Annotated in this window: 12 protein-coding genes; 3 read left to right on the top strand and 9 right to left on the bottom strand. The window is 64.8% G+C overall.

The genetic code is table 11. From position 1 onward, the window contains the following. Nucleotides 1-101: 101 nt before the first annotated feature. The gene (locus UP06_RS04350) at nt 102-1,301 is read left to right on the top strand and encodes an amidohydrolase family protein (protein WP_045000803.1); all 1,200 of its coding nucleotides are present in this window, start codon (nt 102-104) and stop codon (nt 1,299-1,301) included. Nucleotides 1,302-1,418: 117 nt separating this feature from the next. Here UP06_RS04350 and UP06_RS04355 read toward each other — a convergent pair whose 3' ends face one another. From UP06_RS04355 to UP06_RS04390, 8 genes are all read right to left on the bottom strand, one after another. After that, the gene (locus UP06_RS04355) at nt 1,419-1,874 is read right to left on the bottom strand and encodes a MarR family winged helix-turn-helix transcriptional regulator (protein ID WP_045000804.1); all 456 of its coding nucleotides are present in this window, start codon (nt 1,872-1,874) and stop codon (nt 1,419-1,421) included. Nucleotides 1,875-1,888: 14 nt separating this feature from the next. Further along, nucleotides 1,889-2,593, bottom strand: coding sequence for an ABC transporter ATP-binding protein (locus tag UP06_RS04360; protein ID WP_045000805.1), 705 nt, complete (start codon nt 2,591-2,593; stop codon nt 1,889-1,891). Beyond that, on the bottom strand, nt 2,590-3,381 hold the full coding sequence (locus UP06_RS04365; protein ID WP_045000806.1) for an ABC transporter ATP-binding protein: 792 nt from the start codon (nt 3,379-3,381) through the stop codon (nt 2,590-2,592). The genes UP06_RS04360 and UP06_RS04365 overlap by 4 nt, the downstream gene beginning before the upstream one ends. Next, a complete protein-coding gene (locus UP06_RS04370) occupies nt 3,378-5,267 on the bottom strand; it encodes an ABC transporter permease (protein ID WP_045000807.1) in 1,890 nt (629 codons plus the stop codon). The genes UP06_RS04365 and UP06_RS04370 overlap by 4 nt, the downstream gene beginning before the upstream one ends. A gap of 166 nt (nt 5,268-5,433) precedes the next feature. Next, complete coding sequence (locus tag UP06_RS04375) at nt 5,434-6,636, bottom strand: ABC transporter substrate-binding protein (RefSeq protein WP_045000808.1); 1,203 nt, start codon at nt 6,634-6,636, stop codon at nt 5,434-5,436. A gap of 33 nt (nt 6,637-6,669) precedes the next feature. Beyond that, on the bottom strand, nt 6,670-7,254 hold the full coding sequence (locus tag UP06_RS04380) for an amino acid synthesis family protein (RefSeq protein WP_045000809.1): 585 nt from the start codon (nt 7,252-7,254) through the stop codon (nt 6,670-6,672). Nucleotides 7,255-7,269: 15 nt separating this feature from the next. Continuing rightward, on the bottom strand, nt 7,270-8,169 hold the full coding sequence (locus tag UP06_RS04385; protein ID WP_045000810.1) for a UPF0280 family protein: 900 nt from the start codon (nt 8,167-8,169) through the stop codon (nt 7,270-7,272). Continuing rightward, nucleotides 8,166-9,623 carry a hypothetical protein gene (locus UP06_RS04390; RefSeq protein WP_045000811.1) on the bottom strand — a complete coding sequence of 486 codons (1,458 nt, stop codon included), beginning with the start codon at nt 9,621-9,623 and terminating at the stop codon, nt 8,166-8,168. Before UP06_RS04390 ends, UP06_RS04385 begins: the two co-directional genes overlap by 4 nt. Before the next feature lie 271 nt (nt 9,624-9,894). Between UP06_RS04390 and UP06_RS04395 the strand changes: the two genes are divergently transcribed. Together UP06_RS04395 and UP06_RS04400 are read left to right on the top strand one after the other, a co-directional pair. After that, nucleotides 9,895-10,377, top strand: a complete 483-nt coding sequence (locus UP06_RS04395) for a (2Fe-2S)-binding protein (protein ID WP_082081221.1) — start codon at nt 9,895-9,897, stop codon at nt 10,375-10,377. Continuing rightward, nucleotides 10,377-13,904: a molybdopterin cofactor-binding domain-containing protein gene (locus UP06_RS04400; RefSeq protein WP_045000813.1), complete on the top strand. Its 3,528-nt coding sequence runs from the start codon at nt 10,377-10,379 to the stop codon at nt 13,902-13,904. Before UP06_RS04395 ends, UP06_RS04400 begins: the two co-directional genes overlap by 1 nt. Here UP06_RS04400 and UP06_RS04405 read toward each other — a convergent pair. Beyond that, the gene (locus UP06_RS04405) at nt 13,901-14,869 is read right to left on the bottom strand and encodes a catechol 2,3-dioxygenase (protein WP_045001159.1); all 969 of its coding nucleotides are present in this window, start codon (nt 14,867-14,869) and stop codon (nt 13,901-13,903) included. The genes UP06_RS04400 and UP06_RS04405 overlap by 4 nt on opposite strands. Nucleotides 14,870-14,915: the final 46 nt, after the last annotated feature.

Raw genomic sequence — 14,915 nt, forward strand, 5'->3', positions numbered from 1 at the left:
CGTATACGATCATTAGTATACAAATGAATAATCCGGCTTGATCCCGCGGTCAAGGCTGCCCAAGATCGAAAGCGTTGCAATTAAGGACAAGGACCCATTCCATGGCGCATGACGCACCCCAGGCCACCGGACCTTCGAAGCTCGTGATCCGCAATATCGGCCTGATCCTGTCGGGCGCGCTGGAAAAGCCGATCCTGGACGGCGACACCATCGTCGCCGAGAACGGCAAGATCACCGCAATCGGCCGCTTTAAGGATCTCGATACCGAAGGCGCGACCACCGTGGTCGAAGCCAACGGCACCACCGTCGCGCCCGGCCTGATCGACAGCCACGTCCACCCCGTCGCGGGCGACTGGACACCTCGGCAGAACCAGATCGGCTGGATCGACAGCAATTTGCATGGCGGCGTCACCACCATGATCTCGGCCGGCGAGGTGCACATGCCCGGCCGGCCGCGCGACGTCGTTGGCCTCAAGGCGATGGCGATCTTCGCGCAGCGCGCATTCTGGAATTTGCGGCCCGGCGGCGTGAAAGTTCATGCCGGCGCGCCCGTGATCGAATGCGAGATGGTCGAGGAGGATTTCAAGGAATTGGCCGCGGCCGGCGTCAAGCTGCTCGGCGAGGTCGGCCTCGGCGGCGTCAAGGACGGCCCGACCGCGCGAAAAATGGTCGGCTGGGCACGCAAATACGGCATCCAGAGCACGATCCACACCGGCGGCCCCTCGATCCCCGGCTCCGGCCTGATCGACAAGGACGTGGTGCTGGAAGCCGACACCGACGTGGTCGGCCACATCAATGGCGGCCACACGGCGCTACCCGACGACCAGATCCGTTGTATATGCGAGGGCTGCAAGCGCGGCCTCGAGCTCGTTCACAACGGCAATGAGCGTTCAGCCTTGTTCACGCTGCGCATCGCGCGCGAGATGGGCGATCTGCATCGCGTCATCCTCGGCACCGATGCGCCGGCCGGCTCCGGCGTGCAACCGCTCGGAATCCTGCGCATGGTTTCGATGCTGTCCTCGCTCGGCGACCTGCCCGCCGAGCTCGCGTTTTGTCTCGCCACCGGCAACACCGCGCGGATGCGCGAGCTCGATTGCGGCCTGATCGAAATCGGCCGTTCCGCCGACTTCGTCATCATGGACAAGGCGCAGCATTCGGCCGGCAAGAACATCCTGGAGAGCGTCCAGCTCGGCGACCTCCCCGGCATCGGCATGACCATCATCGACGGCATCGTGCGGACCCAGCGCAGCCGCAACACGCCGCCGGCGGGGAGAGTGCCGGAGATCGTCGGCGGTCATTGATCGGGCGGAAGTGCCGTAGGGTGGGCAAAGCGGAGCGTGCCCACCAACGCCTCTACAAGGCGCTGAAAGATGGTGGGCACGGCGCTTCGCGCCTTTGCCCACCCTACAAGACCGAGTTCACCGCAGCTTGTTCAACAGCGCCATCAGTGTCTCGCGCTCCCTCGCATCAAGCGGCGCCAGCGTTTCGCGGGTGATTGCGAGTGCGTTCGGCGCCAGCTTCTCCGCTAGCTGCTGACCGGCGCGCGTCAGGCTGACCAGCAGGCGCCGTCCGTCCTCGGGATCCTGGCTCGTCTCGGTCAGGCCGCGCACCGAGAGCCGATCGATCACGCCCTTGATGGTCGCCACGTCCATCGACGTCAGCCGCCCGAGCTGGTTCTGCGAGCACGGTCCGGTCTCGGCGAGTTTTGACAGCGCCGCCCATTGCGTCGGCGTGAGATTGGTGCCGATGTCACGCGAGAAGATCGAGCTGTGGCGCTGCCAGACCTGGCGCAGGATGAAGCCGACCTGCTCGTCGAGCACATAAGACGGCTTTCCCTGCTTCACGCTCTTCTTCGCCGCGACGCTTCTCGCCATCCGCTCCCCGCCCCTCACAACGACAGATGCGCGTCGCGGATATCCGGACGCGCATCGAGCTCGGCCATGGTGCCGCCGAAGCAGATGCGGCCGCGCTCGATGATATAGGCGCGATCGGAAATCAATCGCGCAAAATGCAAATTCTGCTCGGAGACGACGATGCTGACGCCCTCCTTCTTCATGGTCAGGATGGCGTCGACCATCTGCTCCACGATTTTCGGCGACAGGCCTTCCGACGGTTCGTCCAGCAACACCAGCGACGGATTGCCCATCAGCGTGCGCGCGATCGTCAGCATCTGCTGCTCGCCGCCGCTCATGCGCCCGCCCGGACGGTTTTTCATCTCACCCAGATTTGGAAACAACGCGAACAGCTTGTCGCGCGTCCAATAGGGTGCGTTCGTCCGCTTCGGCTGGCGGCCGACTTCGAGATTTTCTTCCACCGTCAGATCGGTGAAGATGCGCCGTTCCTCCGGCACATAGCCGAGCCCATCGCGCACGATCTCATGGGTCGGACGTGCCGAGACATCCTTGCCTTCGAACATGATCCGGCCCGAACGCTGCGCGACGAGGCCTACGATCGAGCGGAACGTCGTCGACTTGCCGGCGCCGTTGCGGCCCAGAAGCGCCACCACCTCGCCGTCGCCGACCTCGAAGCCGATGTCGAACAGGATATGGGCCGGGCCATAATGACTGTTGAGGTCTTGCACCGTGAGCTTCATGCCGATGCTCCCTCGCGATGCTCGGCATCGTAAAGCAGGCCCTCGCCGAGATAGACCGCCTGGACCTGCGGATTACCGCGCACCTCGGCCGGCGAGCCCTCGGCGATCAGCATGCCGCGGTTGAGCACGATGATGCGGTCGGCATGCTCGAACACCACGTCCATGTCGTGCTCGGTGAAGAGCACGCCGATCGACTTCTCCCGTGCGATCTGCGCGGTGAGCCGCATCAGCTCGACGCGCTCGCGCGGCGCCATGCCGGCGGTCGGCTCATCCATCAAAAGCAGCTTCGGCTGGTTCGCCAGCGCGACCGCAAGTTCGAGCCGCTTGAGGTCGCCATAGGCGAGTTCACCGCAGGGACGATCCGCATAGCCGCCCATGCCGACGAGTTCGAGCAGGCGCCCGGCCTCGCCGCGATCGACATTCGGCGCCGAGCCCCAGAGATTGAACAATTGCTTGCCGTGCGAGATCAGCGCGACCTGCACGTTCTCGCGCACAGTCATGGTCGCGAACGTCGCCGTGATCTGGAAGGTACGTCCCACGCCCATGCGCCAGACTTCGCGCGGTTTCTTGCCGGTGGTCTCTTCGCCGAGCAAGCGGACGTGGCCGGAATCCGGTCGGTTCTGGCCGTTGAGCATGTCGAAGCAGGTGCTCTTGCCCGCGCCGTTCGGACCTATCAGCGCCAGAATCTCGCCGGCGCGCAACGAGAACGACACGCCGCGCACGGCATGGATGCCGCCGTAGGATTTGGTCAGGCCTTCGACCGCGAGAAGTGGGGGTGCGACGCTCATTCGGCGGACTCGATCGGCTTGGCGAGCAAGGGTGACCCCGGCGGCGAAGTTTTCCTGCGCCGCTGCGCCAGCATTTCCAGCATGCCGACGATGCCCTTGGGGAAGACGACGACGATCAGCATGATGAAGCCGCCGAGCACGAGTTTCGACAGATCGGTCTGGCTGACCAGCCAGATGTTGAGCGCCTTGTAGACGATGGCGCCGATCACCCCGCCCGACACCGTCTCGACGCCGCCGAGCAGCACCATGACCAGTGCATCGACAGAGAGCGAGATGCCGAGATTGTCTGGGAAGACGCTGCCCTTGAGGTAAGCGAACAGCGCGCCACCGATGCCGGCCGCTGTGCCCGCGATCACGAAGGCGGTCCACTGCATCCGCTTGGCATTGATGCCGATCGCCTCGCTGCGCAGCACCGAGTCGCGCGTGGCCCGGAGCGCGTAGCCGAACGGCGAGAACACCATGACCCGCAGCGCGATCGTCACGAGCGCCGCGACGCCGAGCGCCAGCCAGTAGAAATGCGACGGGCTCGCCGCCCATTTTTCAGGCCAGATACTCAGAATGCCGTTGTCGCCGCCGGTCACACTCACCCACTGGAACGCGATCGACCACACAATCTGCGCGAAGGCGAGCGTCAGCATCGCGAAATAAACGCCGGAGAGCTGCACGGCAAAGAAGCCGAACACGGCGGCCCCCATGCAGCCGAGCAGCGGCCCCAGCAACAGGCAGGCGATCATCGGCAGCCCCGCCATCTTGGCAAGGAAGGCGACGCCGTAAGCACCGAGCCCGAAATAGGCCGCGTGACCAAAGGATGCGAGCCCGCCGACCGACATCAGGAAATGCAGGCTGACCGCGAAAATCACGAAGATCGCGATCTCGGAGCCGACGGTCAGCGCGTAATTGCCGGCGAACAGCGGCAGTGACGCCGCGACGACGAGCGCCGCAAGCGCAGCCAGCCGCTCGTTCGATGTCAGCGGGCGCCAGGGATTGACGGTGAGACCAGGCGTCCTGCGCGCGGGCGCCTCGGGCCTGCCGAACAGGCCCCAGGGCCGCACGATCAGCACCACCGCCATCACCAGGAAGACGAGAATGATGGAAATCTTCGGGAAAATCAGGATGCCGAAGGCGTTGAGCTCGGACACCAGCACCGCGGCGACGAAGGCGCCGACAATGCTGCCGAGGCCACCGATCACGACCACGACAAAGACGTCGACGATGATGCGCAGGTCCATGGCGTGATGAACGGCGTCGCGCGGGATCTGGAGCGCGCCGCCGAGCGCCGCGAGGAAGACACCGACTGCAAACACTGACGTGAACAGCCATTTCTGATTGACGCCGAGCGCTGCGACCATGTCGCGGTCCTGCGTCGCGGCGCGCACCAGCACGCCCCAGCGCGTGCGCTGGAACAGCAGCCAGAGAATGCCTAGCACGACCGGGCTGAGCACGATCAGGAACAAATCATAGCTCGGGATGTTCTGACCGAAGAAATCAATCGCGCCCTTGAAGCCTGGCGCGCGGCGTCCGACGAGGTCGTCAGGCCCCCAAATCAGCACCACGAGGTCCTCGACCATCAGCGTCAGGCCGAAGGTCGCGAGCAGTTGGAACAGTTCGGGGGCGTGATAGATGCGCCGAAGCAGGACCATCTCGACCAGCACACCGATCAGCGCCACCGCGAACGCTGCGACAACGATCGCGCCCCAGAAACCGAAGGCGCCGGAAAGCCGTTCCGTCAGCGTGAAGGCGATGTAGGCGCCGATCATGTAGAAGGCGCCATGCGCGAAATTCACGATCCGCGTCACGCCGAAGATGATCGACAGGCCCGACGCCACCAGGAACAGCGACGCTGCGCTGGCGAGACCGGTCAGAAACTGGACGACATAAAAGGCCATCGGCGGTCCGGGTTGGTGTTTGGAAGTCACCTCTCTCCGCTTGCGGAGAGAGGTCTTTCTAGGGTGGGTTAGCCGAAGGCGTAACCCACCAACTTCTTGCCGCTGGACGGGCGTGGTGGGTTACGCTTCGCTAACCCACCCTACGGCAGCGGAGAGTGAAGCCAGATCAATCCTTCGGTCGCAGCTTCTCGACTTCGGCGTCGCTCGGCAGATAGTCCGAGCCCTTCTTGTAGGTGGCATCCACCATCACGCCCTTGCCGTCCTTCAGCGCGGTCTTGCCGACGTATGCGCCGAGCGTCGACTGGTGGTCGATCTTGCGGAAGGTGATCTCACCGAGCGGCGACGGCATCGACAGCCCTTCCGCCGCGGCAATCAGCTTCTCCGGATCGGTCGAGCCGGCCTTCGCGAGGATCGCGGCGGCCGACTTGATGGTCTGGTAGCCGACGATCGAGCCGAGGCGCGGATAGTCGTTGTATTTGGCCTGGTAGGCCTTGAGGAACGCATCGTGCTCGGGGGTCTTGATCGAGTACCAGGGATAGCCGGTGACGATCCAGCCCTCGGGCGTCTCTTCCTTGAGCGGATCGAGATATTCAGGCTCGCCGGTCAGGAAGGAGACGACTTCGCGCCCTTTGAACAGGCCGCGGGTATTGCCTTCGCGCACGAGCTTCACGAGGTCGGCGCCGAAGGTGACGTTGAGGATCGCTTCCGGATTGGCGGCGGCAACCGCCTGCACCACCGGGCCAGCGTCGATCTTGCCCTGCGGCGGCCACTGCTCGTCGACCCACTGAATGTCCGGACGCTTCTCCGACATCAGCTTCTTGAACACCGCGACCGCCGACTGGCCGTATTCATAGTTCGGCGCAATCGTCGCCCAGCGTTTTGCGGGCAATTTGGCGGCAGCTTCCACCAGCATCGCCGCCTGCATGTAGTTGGAGGGGCGCAGACGGAAGGTGTATTTGTTGCCCTTCGACCAGGTGACGGCGTCCGTCAGCGGCTCGGCTGCGAGAAAAAACACCTTCTTCTGGTTGGCGAAGTCGCTGACGGCGAGACCGATGTTCGACAGGAACGTGCCCGTGAGCATCGCCACGCCCTCGCTCGAAACGAGCTCGTTGGCTGCGGTCTGCGCGTCTGCCGGCTTGCCGCCGTCGTCCTTGGAGATGACGACAAGCTTCTTGCCGTTAATGCCGCCGGCCGCGTTGACCTCTTCGACCGCGAGCTGCCATCCCTTGCGATAGGGTTCGGTGAAGGCCGGCAGCAGCGAGTAGCTGTTGATCTCGCCGATCTTGATCTCCTGCGCCATGGCCGAATGAGCCATGCCGCCCGCCAGAAGCGCGAAGGCCGCACCAACGAAATAGTTTCTTACTCGCATCCCAACCTCCAGTTTTGAACTCTCTTGCGTCTTCTATCTCAAACCGTCTTCGCCCTTGACCTCGGCAACCGTCAACCCGCCGACGCGCGGCAGCGGACGGCCGCTGTCGGTGACGGCGACGGCGACCATGATCTCGTTGGCGCGCGGCGCGTCGTTGATCTGCACTTCCATGCCGTCGAAATGGCTGCGCACGAAGGCTGCATCCTTGTGTCCGAGCGGAATGTCGAGCGTCGTGCCGGGGCCGCTGCGCTTCTTCGACGACGGGATCAGAGCGGCGCCCTTGCTCAGCACTTTGCGTACCGGCGCCCCCATCTTCGGGTGAAGAATCGCAGCCGCATGTTCCAGCTCGCCGTTCTCGCCGACGGCCGCCGCCTTGCCATAGCTCTGCGCCTTGGAACCATCGATGCCGAGTGCAGCCACCGCGCGCTTGGACAGGAGATCGCCGAGCTCCTCGCCGATCGCAATCAACGGCGAGAGATCCTCGACATATTTTCCGGCGAAGGGATTTTCGATCACGGCAATCGCAGCCGCACGCCGGGTCGGCGGCGACACCTGGCGGCCCATCTCCATCTGCGTCTCTTCGACGACGGTGACGATCTTGCGGATGATCGCGCTCATGCTTCGTTTCCCCGTTCAGGCATGAACCGCGTTCTCCAGCACTGCCGGGCGCGATCGTTGCCGCTCAATATCTTTTGTTCCAATGACAAGCATATCACCACAAAGCTGCAACACGGCACCTTCGATCAATCCGCGATCGAACATTTGTCGTGCACATTCCGCGCCAGATTCCAGCGCGGTCGCGATTTCGGCCCGCGACAATTCACCAACAGCGCAGGTCACAAGACGCCCGCCGAGATCGCTGTCAGGCTGAAGCTCGTTCGCAGGCCTTCGGACGATGGCGGGATGCCCGGGCAGATCGACAGCGTTGGCGATGACCGTGGCGGCCGCATCGGCCTGCGACGCGGTCGCGGCAAGCACCGTCACGGCATCGGCGATGCCGAGCGAAAAGCTGCGGCCGTGGCGGCCACTGGTCGCGATGCCCCGCACGGGATCGTTTGCATCGACCATCATTGTCCGCATCACGCCGTCGCGATCGGGCCGATCCATCAGGCCGACCGAGAAATGCTCGCCTTCACCGAGATGCAGCGCAATGTCGCCGCCATTGTTGACGTAAGCCTGATCAAGCGATGCAACGGCCAGCATCGCGCCAAGCATCTCCTGCGCCACGCTGCCGGCAACCGCAGCCATCGGCGTGATGAAGCAATCGGCAGCAAAAGGCGCGACGGCAGCATGCATGCGACGCCCGACAATTCCGTTCAGCAAACACGTCCCGGGTTCCGCCGCTTTGCGCAGCTCCGTCAGCTCAGCGCAGAGCTCGTCGAGCAGACCGGTGAACCGGCGCGCTGCCGCCTCATAGGCTGCGCGCACCTCGCCTGCGTCTCCCCTCGCCTCAACGATAAGATCGATCGGTCCATCCTGCAAATGCAGCCGCCGGCCATCAGACAGCAACGCGATTTGCGGGAGCCTTGTCATGCCCGGCGTCCCGGGATTGGGTTCTGCCAGGGCAGCTGGCGGACATCGTCACCGCCCCTCACCTCGGACAGCGGCTTCACATAATCCATGTGCCCGCCGAGCGCGGCATAATCGGACAGCTTCATCGTGAATTCGATCGGCGCGACCAGCGCCGGCGTCGGCACATAGCCGAACGCGCCTGAGGGCATCTGCGTCACGTCGACCATGTAGGTGATGCCACCGCCCGGCCAGACATAGACCGCCGCGCCGCCGCTGGTGACGCGTGTCAATGCATCTTTCACCGAGCGCGTCAGCCGCACCGGATTGTCGGTGACGCCCGCGCGCAGCGAGCCGCCGGCACCGGCCATGAACAACACCGTGCACAGCGCCGGCTCGCAATTCTCCTGGATGCGCTCAACCGAGAACTTCAGATCAGCGGGCATCTCGGTCTCGACCGGCTTCAAGGCCTCGTCGAGCACGTAATAGGACGAGTGCTCGCCAGTCGTGGAGACCATCAGCATGGTCAGCCCGGCCTTGGCTTCCTTGGCATCGAACGGTCCGAGGATCGCGAGCGGATCGGAGATATTGGTGCCGCCCCAGCCCGTGCCGGGATCGGCGACCTGGAAATAGCGGCCGGGCGTCGAGCGTCGGCCTTTCATCTTGATGCCGGTGTCGGCAATTTCGAGCAGCTTGCCGGCCTGGTGCTCGCTCAGCACGCCCGTGATGTGGTCGTCGACCACGACGACCTCGTCGACCTTGCCGTGCCACTGCTTTGCGAACATGCCGATGGTCGCCGAGCCGCAGCCGACGCGCATGCGCTCTTCCTTGGCGCCGTTGACGATCGGCGGCTGACCGGCCTGCACCACCACGCTCGCGCCGCCGTCGACAGTCAGCTCTACCGCCTTACAATTGGCGAGGTCCATCAGCGTGTCGCAGGTGAGGCGCCCCTCCTTCTTGGAGCCGCCGGTCAGATGATGCACGCCGCCGAGCGACAACATCTGCGAGCCGTATTCGCTGGTGGTGACGTGGCCGACCGCTTCGCCCTGGGCGCGCACGGTCGCAGTCTCGGGGCCGAGATAGCGGTCGGTGTCGATCTTCACCTTGATACCACAATAGGAGAAGATGCCCTCGGTCACGACGGTGACCATGTCGACGCCGTCGACCTCGGACGAGACGATGAACGGCGCCGGCTTGTAGTCGGGATAGGTCGTGCCCGCGCCGATCGCGGTCACGAAGGTCGAGGGCCCGTGGACGATCGTGCCGTCCCAATCCTCGGTGCGACTGAACGGCACCAGCTTGCCGCCGTGCGACACCGTGCGTTCAAGGATGATGTGCGGATCGACGCGAACGAGCTTGCCATCATCATTGGCATAGCGGTCGCAGGCGCCGGCCGCGCCCGGCTTGATGTAGCACATCACCGGACAGGCATCGCAGCGGATCTTGTCGGTGGCAGCGCTCGTCGTTTCAGTCACCATGTCAAAGCCAGCGGATCACGACGGGGTTTATCATTCGTACACGAACGATGTTGCGCGCGGTCCCGATAGCTGTCAAGCGGTGCCGCGCGCGAAAAGATGCCGCTGCCGAATAAAAGCTCATTTGCCTCCCGGTTCTGTCCACAAAGCGGGCAACTGCGCTGCACTGCGGCATGGCGGCTTGCACGTTTGTGTACAAACGGTATCGTCGCGACGTAGAATTTTTACGACCGCGCGGTCGCCAGAGCTTGCGAACCAGAGCTTGGAAATGAGGATGACGCAGACACCGATCCGCCTCACCGTAAACGGCAGGATCCACGACGTCACGGCCGCGCCGGAGACGCCGCTGCTCTATGTGCTGCGCAACGACCTTCAGCTCAACGGCCCGAAATACGGCTGCGGTCTCGGCGAATGCGGCACCTGTACTGTCCTGATCGACGGCACTGCTGCGCGCTCCTGCGTCATTCCAGTCAGCGGCTGCGCAGGACGCGACATCGCGACCCTCGAAGGGCTCGGCACGCGCGACAAGCCGGACGTCGTGCAGCAGGCGTTCATCGACGAGCAGGCCGCGCAATGCGGCTACTGCCTCAACGGCATGATCATGACCACCAAGGCGCTGCTCGCGATCAACCCGCAGCCGACCGAGCAGGAGGCACTCGAGGCACTGCGCTACAATCTCTGCCGCTGCGGCACGCATGTCGAAATTCTGCGTGCGGTGATGCGCGCGTCGGGCCAACTCGTTGAGGCCGGGAATTGATGGCCTCCCCTCTTTCGAATGGAGCTGAGCGGCCATCCGGCTCGCTTGTCGTCGTCCGCACCGTGGACGAGGTTACGTCCGAGACCTTCGTGCGGATCACCGCCGATGGCTCGGTCAATGCTTATAATGGTCATGTCGATCTCGGCACCGGCATCCGCACTGCGCTCGGCCAGATCGTCGCCGAAGAGCTCGACGTGTCGTTCGCACGCGTCATCGTCGTGCTCGGTGACACCGCCATCGTGCCGAACCAGGGCGCGACGATTGCCAGTGAAACCATCCAGATCACGGCAGTTCCCTTGCGCAAGGCCGCGGCGCAGGCGCGGCACTTCCTGACCGCCCGCGCAGCCCAACGACTCGAGTTGCCGGCTGCGGGGCTGACGATCGAAGACGGCCTCATCCGCGGACACAATCGCAGCGTCAGCTATGGCGAGTTGATCGGCGGCGAGACCATTCGCCTGGAGCTTGCCGACGACGTGCAGGTAAAGGCGGTCGGCGATTACACCATCGTTGGTCAGTCGATGCCGCGCGTCGATCTGCCGGCCAAGGCCACGGGCGAACTGACCTTCGTTCACGACATCCGCGTGACCGGCATGCTGCACGGACGCGTGGTGCGGCCACCCTATGCCGGCGTCGATGCCGGACCATTCGTCGGCACCAGCCTGATCGCGGTCGACGAATCCTCGGTGAGCAACATCCCCGGGGTCATTGCCGTCGTGCGTATCGGCGATTTCGTCGGCGTGGTCGCTGAGCGCGAGGAGAATGCGATTCGCGCGGCGGAGCAGCTCAAGGTGAGCTGGAAGCCGACGCCCACGCTGCCCGATCTTGCTGATGTCGAGACCGCGCTGCGCGCCAATCCATCGACACCGCGCACGCTGATCGACAAGGGCGACGTGGATGCGGCGATTGCGGGCGCGAGCAAGCATATGCAACGCATCTACGTCTGGCCGTACCAGATGCACGCGTCGATCGGCCCATCCTGCGCGGTCGCCGATTGCAGCGAAGGCAACATCCGCGTCTGGTCGGGCACGCAGAACCCGCACGTGCTGCGCGGCGACCTCGCACTGCTGATCGAGCGTCCCGAGAGCGAGATCGATGTGATCCGGTTGGAGGCCGCCGGCTGCTACGGCCGCAACTGCGCCGACGACGTCGCCGCCGACGCCCTGCTGCTGTCGCGCGCGGTCGGCCGACCCGTGCGCGTTCAGTTGACGCGTGAACAGGAGCACGCCTGGGAGCCCAAGGGCACCGCGCAGCTCATCGACGTCAATGGCGGCCTGAATGCCGACGGCGGGATCGCTGCTTACGATCTCGCCACGCGCTACCCCTCGAACGCGGCACCGACGCTGGCGCTGTTGCTGACGGGACGAATCTCGTCCGAGGGCGCCGTGCTCCAGATGGGCGACCGCACCGCGATCCCGCCTTACGACTACGACCATATGCGCGTCGTCGCCCATGACATGGCGCCGATCGTGCGCGCCTCCTGGTTCCGCGGCGTCTCGGCGCTCCCGAACACCTTTGCGCATGAATCCTACATCGACGAGCTCGCGACCGAGGCCGGAATCGACCCGATCGAATATCGCCTGCGCTACCTGAAGGACCAGCGCGCGGTCGATCTCGTCAATGCGGTCGCCGAGCGTGCGGGCTGGACGCCGCGGCCGATCCGCGAAGAGAAAGACGGCGATGTCGTGCACGGGCGCGGCTTTGCCTATGCGCTCTATGTCCACAGCAAGTTTCCGGGCTATGGCGCGGCGTGGTCCGCCTGGGTTGCCGACGTCGCCGTGAACAAGACCACCGGCGATGTCAGCGTGACGCGCGTGGTCGCGGGGCAAGACTCCGGATTGATGATCAATCCGGACGGCGTGCGCCACCAGATCCATGGCAACGTCATCCAGTCGACCAGCCGCGCGCTGATGGAAGAGGTCTCGTTCGAGCGCGGCGCGGTGGCGGCACGGGAATGGGGGGCCTATCCGATCATCCCCTTCCCCGACGTGCCGAAGATCGACGTGTTGATGCTGCCGCGGCCGGACCAGCCGCCGCTCGGCGTCGGCGAGTCCGCCTCGGTGCCAAGCGCGGCGGCAATTGCCAATGCGATCTTCGATGCGACGGGTGTGCGCTTTCGCGAGCCGCCGTTCACGCCGGAGCGCATCCTCAGGGGACTGCACGGCGACGCGGCCGCCACGCCGCAGGCGCTGCCGGCGCCCGCTGCGCCGCCGCCATCTCGCATCTGGCAAAACCCATTCGCCAAGCGCGCCGGCATTTTTGCAACGATCGCGGCGGTCTGCACAGCCGCCATCGGCGTTGGCGCGGCCCTGTTGCCCGGACGGGCGATCGCGCCGATCGCGCGGCCCGACACATCGGTCTATTCCGCCGCGACGATCGCGCGCGGCGAGCTGCTCGCCGCACTCGGCAATTGCGCGGAGTGCCACACCACGATCGGCGGCGCGATCAATGCCGGCGGGCGCGCACTGGAGACGCCGTTCGGCACGATTTTCGCGACCAACATCACGCCCGATGTCGAAACCGGCATCGGTGCCTGGTCCTATTCTGCCTTCGAGCGCGCGATGCGCGACGGGCTGCATCGCGACGGACGGCAGCTCTATCCCGCTTTCCCCTACACGCATTTTTCGAGGACGAGCGAGGCCGACCTCCAGGCGCTCTATGCCTACCTGATGGCCCAGCCCGCGGTGCGCGCCACGGCGCCGGCGAACACGCTGGCCTTCCCGTTCAACCTTCGTCCGCTGCTCGCGGGATGGAATGCGCTGTTCCATCAGACGCGCGAGTTCAAGCCTGATCCCGCAAAATCCGAGCCGTGGAATCGCGGCGCTTATCTGGTCGAGAGTCTCGGCCATTGCAGCGCCTGCCATTCGCCGCGCAATGCGCTCGGCGCCGAGCAGCGCGACGCCTATCTGGCCGGGGGATTTGCCGAGGGCTGGGAGGCGCCGGCCCTGACCTCGCTCTCGCACGCGCCGATTCCCTGGAGCGAGGACGAGCTCTTCGCGTATTTGCGCACCGGCCAGTCGCGCTATCACGGCGTGGCCGCCGGCCCGATGGCCCCGATCGTCAGGGATCTGACGGCCCTGCCCGACCACGACATCCGCGCGATGGCGATCTATCTCAACTCGTTCAACGACGCTGCCGCCGATGCGCCGACGCAGGATGCGCTCGCCGCGAAGCTCGAAGCTGCAACGCAGGTCACTATCGCCGCTTCCACTGGCGCGCGGCTCTATCAGGGCGCCTGCGCGGTCTGCCACGAGGTCGGCGGCCTGCCGCTGTTCGGCAGCCGGCCTTCGCTTGCGCTCAACAGCAATCTGCACAGCGCGACATCTGACAATCTCGTGCAGGTCATCCTGCACGGCATTGCCGAGCCTGTCTCCAGCGACCTCGGTTACATGCCGGCGTTCAAGAACAGCATGAGCGACGCGCAAGTCGAGCAGCTCGTCACCTTCCTGCGCGGACAGTTCGCGCCGGACAAGCCGGCGTGGACGAGCGTGCGCGAGACAATCGCGCGCGTGCGCACCTCAACTCATTAAGCGTGCGTCTTCGCCTCGACCGGCGGCGTGCCGTGGGTGTGGAACGACTCGATCGTCTTCAATCCCCACGCCTGGCCCTTCTTGCGCTCCTCTTCCGTCCACACGATCGGCTTCCAGTCCGGCGCGAGGATGAGGCGCGCGCCGGCGTTGGCGACCTCGACGCGGTTGCCGCCGGGCTCGTAGACATAGAGGAAGAAGGTCTGCTGGATCGCGTGCTTGTGCGGGCCGGTCTCGATGTGCACACCGTTCTCGAGGAAGATGTCAGCGGCGCGAAGAATCTCCTCGCGGCTGTCGAGCGCGTAGGTGACGTGGTGGAAACGGCCGGGCGTACCTGAGTGGTCGAGCGAATAGGCAAAATCGTAGCTCTTGTTCGACATCGTCAGCCACATCGCCGCTTCACGACCGTCATTGAGCACGATCTGCTCGGTCAGGCGGCAGCCGAGATAGCTCTCGAAGAACTCCCGGTTGGCCTTGATATCGACGGCGAGGCAATTGAGATGGTCGAGACGGCGGACATTGACGCCGCGCGCGGGAAAGCGCTGCGCCTGGTTCTTCAGCGCGGGCTTCAGCTCCGGCGGCGCCTGATACCATTCGGTCTCGTAATAGAGCTCGACGATGTGACCGTCGGGATCCCTGCAGCGGAAAGTCGGGCCCTGCCCCATGTCGCCATCGATCCAGCCGATGTCGAAGCCGGAGCCTTTCAGCGCGGCAACGCGGCGCTCCAGCGCCTGCTGGCTGCGCGCGCGCAGCGCCATGTGCTCCATGCCGGAGGTTTTCGACGCCGTGAGCTTCAGCGAATAGCGCTCATAGTCGTCCCAGCCGCGCAGATACACCGACTCGCCCTTCTGTCCGCTGACGGTCATGCCCATGACGTCGACGAAGAATTTCAGGCTCTCGTCCGGCTTCGGCGTCAGCAGTTCCATGTGGCCGAGATGGGCGAGATCGAGGATCGGTTCGGTCTGCATGATGTCCTCCAAAACTTGGCTAGCAAGACATGGGCTTTCGATCCGC

The organism is Bradyrhizobium sp. LTSP857 (assembly GCF_000938285.1).
Lineage (GTDB): Bacteria > Pseudomonadota > Alphaproteobacteria > Rhizobiales > Xanthobacteraceae > Bradyrhizobium.

What these genes read in the sequence shown, in the direction of transcription:
- UP06_RS04400 (WP_045000813.1), top strand. Translation starts at nt 10,377, where the DNA reads ATGGCCTCCCCTCTTTCGAATGGAGCTGAGCGGCCATCCGGCTCGCTT.
- UP06_RS04380 (WP_045000809.1), bottom strand. Translation starts at nt 7,254, where the DNA reads ATGAGCGCGATCATCCGCAAGATCGTCACCGTCGTCGAAGAGACGCAG.
- UP06_RS04390 (WP_045000811.1), bottom strand. Translation starts at nt 9,623, where the DNA reads ATGGTGACTGAAACGACGAGCGCTGCCACCGACAAGATCCGCTGCGAT.
- UP06_RS04395 (WP_082081221.1), top strand. Translation starts at nt 9,895, where the DNA reads ATGACGCAGACACCGATCCGCCTCACCGTAAACGGCAGGATCCACGAC.
- UP06_RS04365 (WP_045000806.1), bottom strand. Translation starts at nt 3,381, where the DNA reads ATGAGCGTCGCACCCCCACTTCTCGCGGTCGAAGGCCTGACCAAATCC.
- UP06_RS04350 (WP_045000803.1), top strand. Translation starts at nt 102, where the DNA reads ATGGCGCATGACGCACCCCAGGCCACCGGACCTTCGAAGCTCGTGATC.
- UP06_RS04385 (WP_045000810.1), bottom strand. Translation starts at nt 8,169, where the DNA reads ATGACAAGGCTCCCGCAAATCGCGTTGCTGTCTGATGGCCGGCGGCTG.
- UP06_RS04405 (WP_045001159.1), bottom strand. Translation starts at nt 14,869, where the DNA reads ATGCAGACCGAACCGATCCTCGATCTCGCCCATCTCGGCCACATGGAA.
- UP06_RS04375 (WP_045000808.1), bottom strand. Translation starts at nt 6,636, where the DNA reads ATGCGAGTAAGAAACTATTTCGTTGGTGCGGCCTTCGCGCTTCTGGCG.
- UP06_RS04355 (WP_045000804.1), bottom strand. Translation starts at nt 1,874, where the DNA reads ATGGCGAGAAGCGTCGCGGCGAAGAAGAGCGTGAAGCAGGGAAAGCCG.
- UP06_RS04360 (WP_045000805.1), bottom strand. Translation starts at nt 2,593, where the DNA reads ATGAAGCTCACGGTGCAAGACCTCAACAGTCATTATGGCCCGGCCCAT.
- UP06_RS04370 (WP_045000807.1), bottom strand. Translation starts at nt 5,267, where the DNA reads ATGGCCTTTTATGTCGTCCAGTTTCTGACCGGTCTCGCCAGCGCAGCG.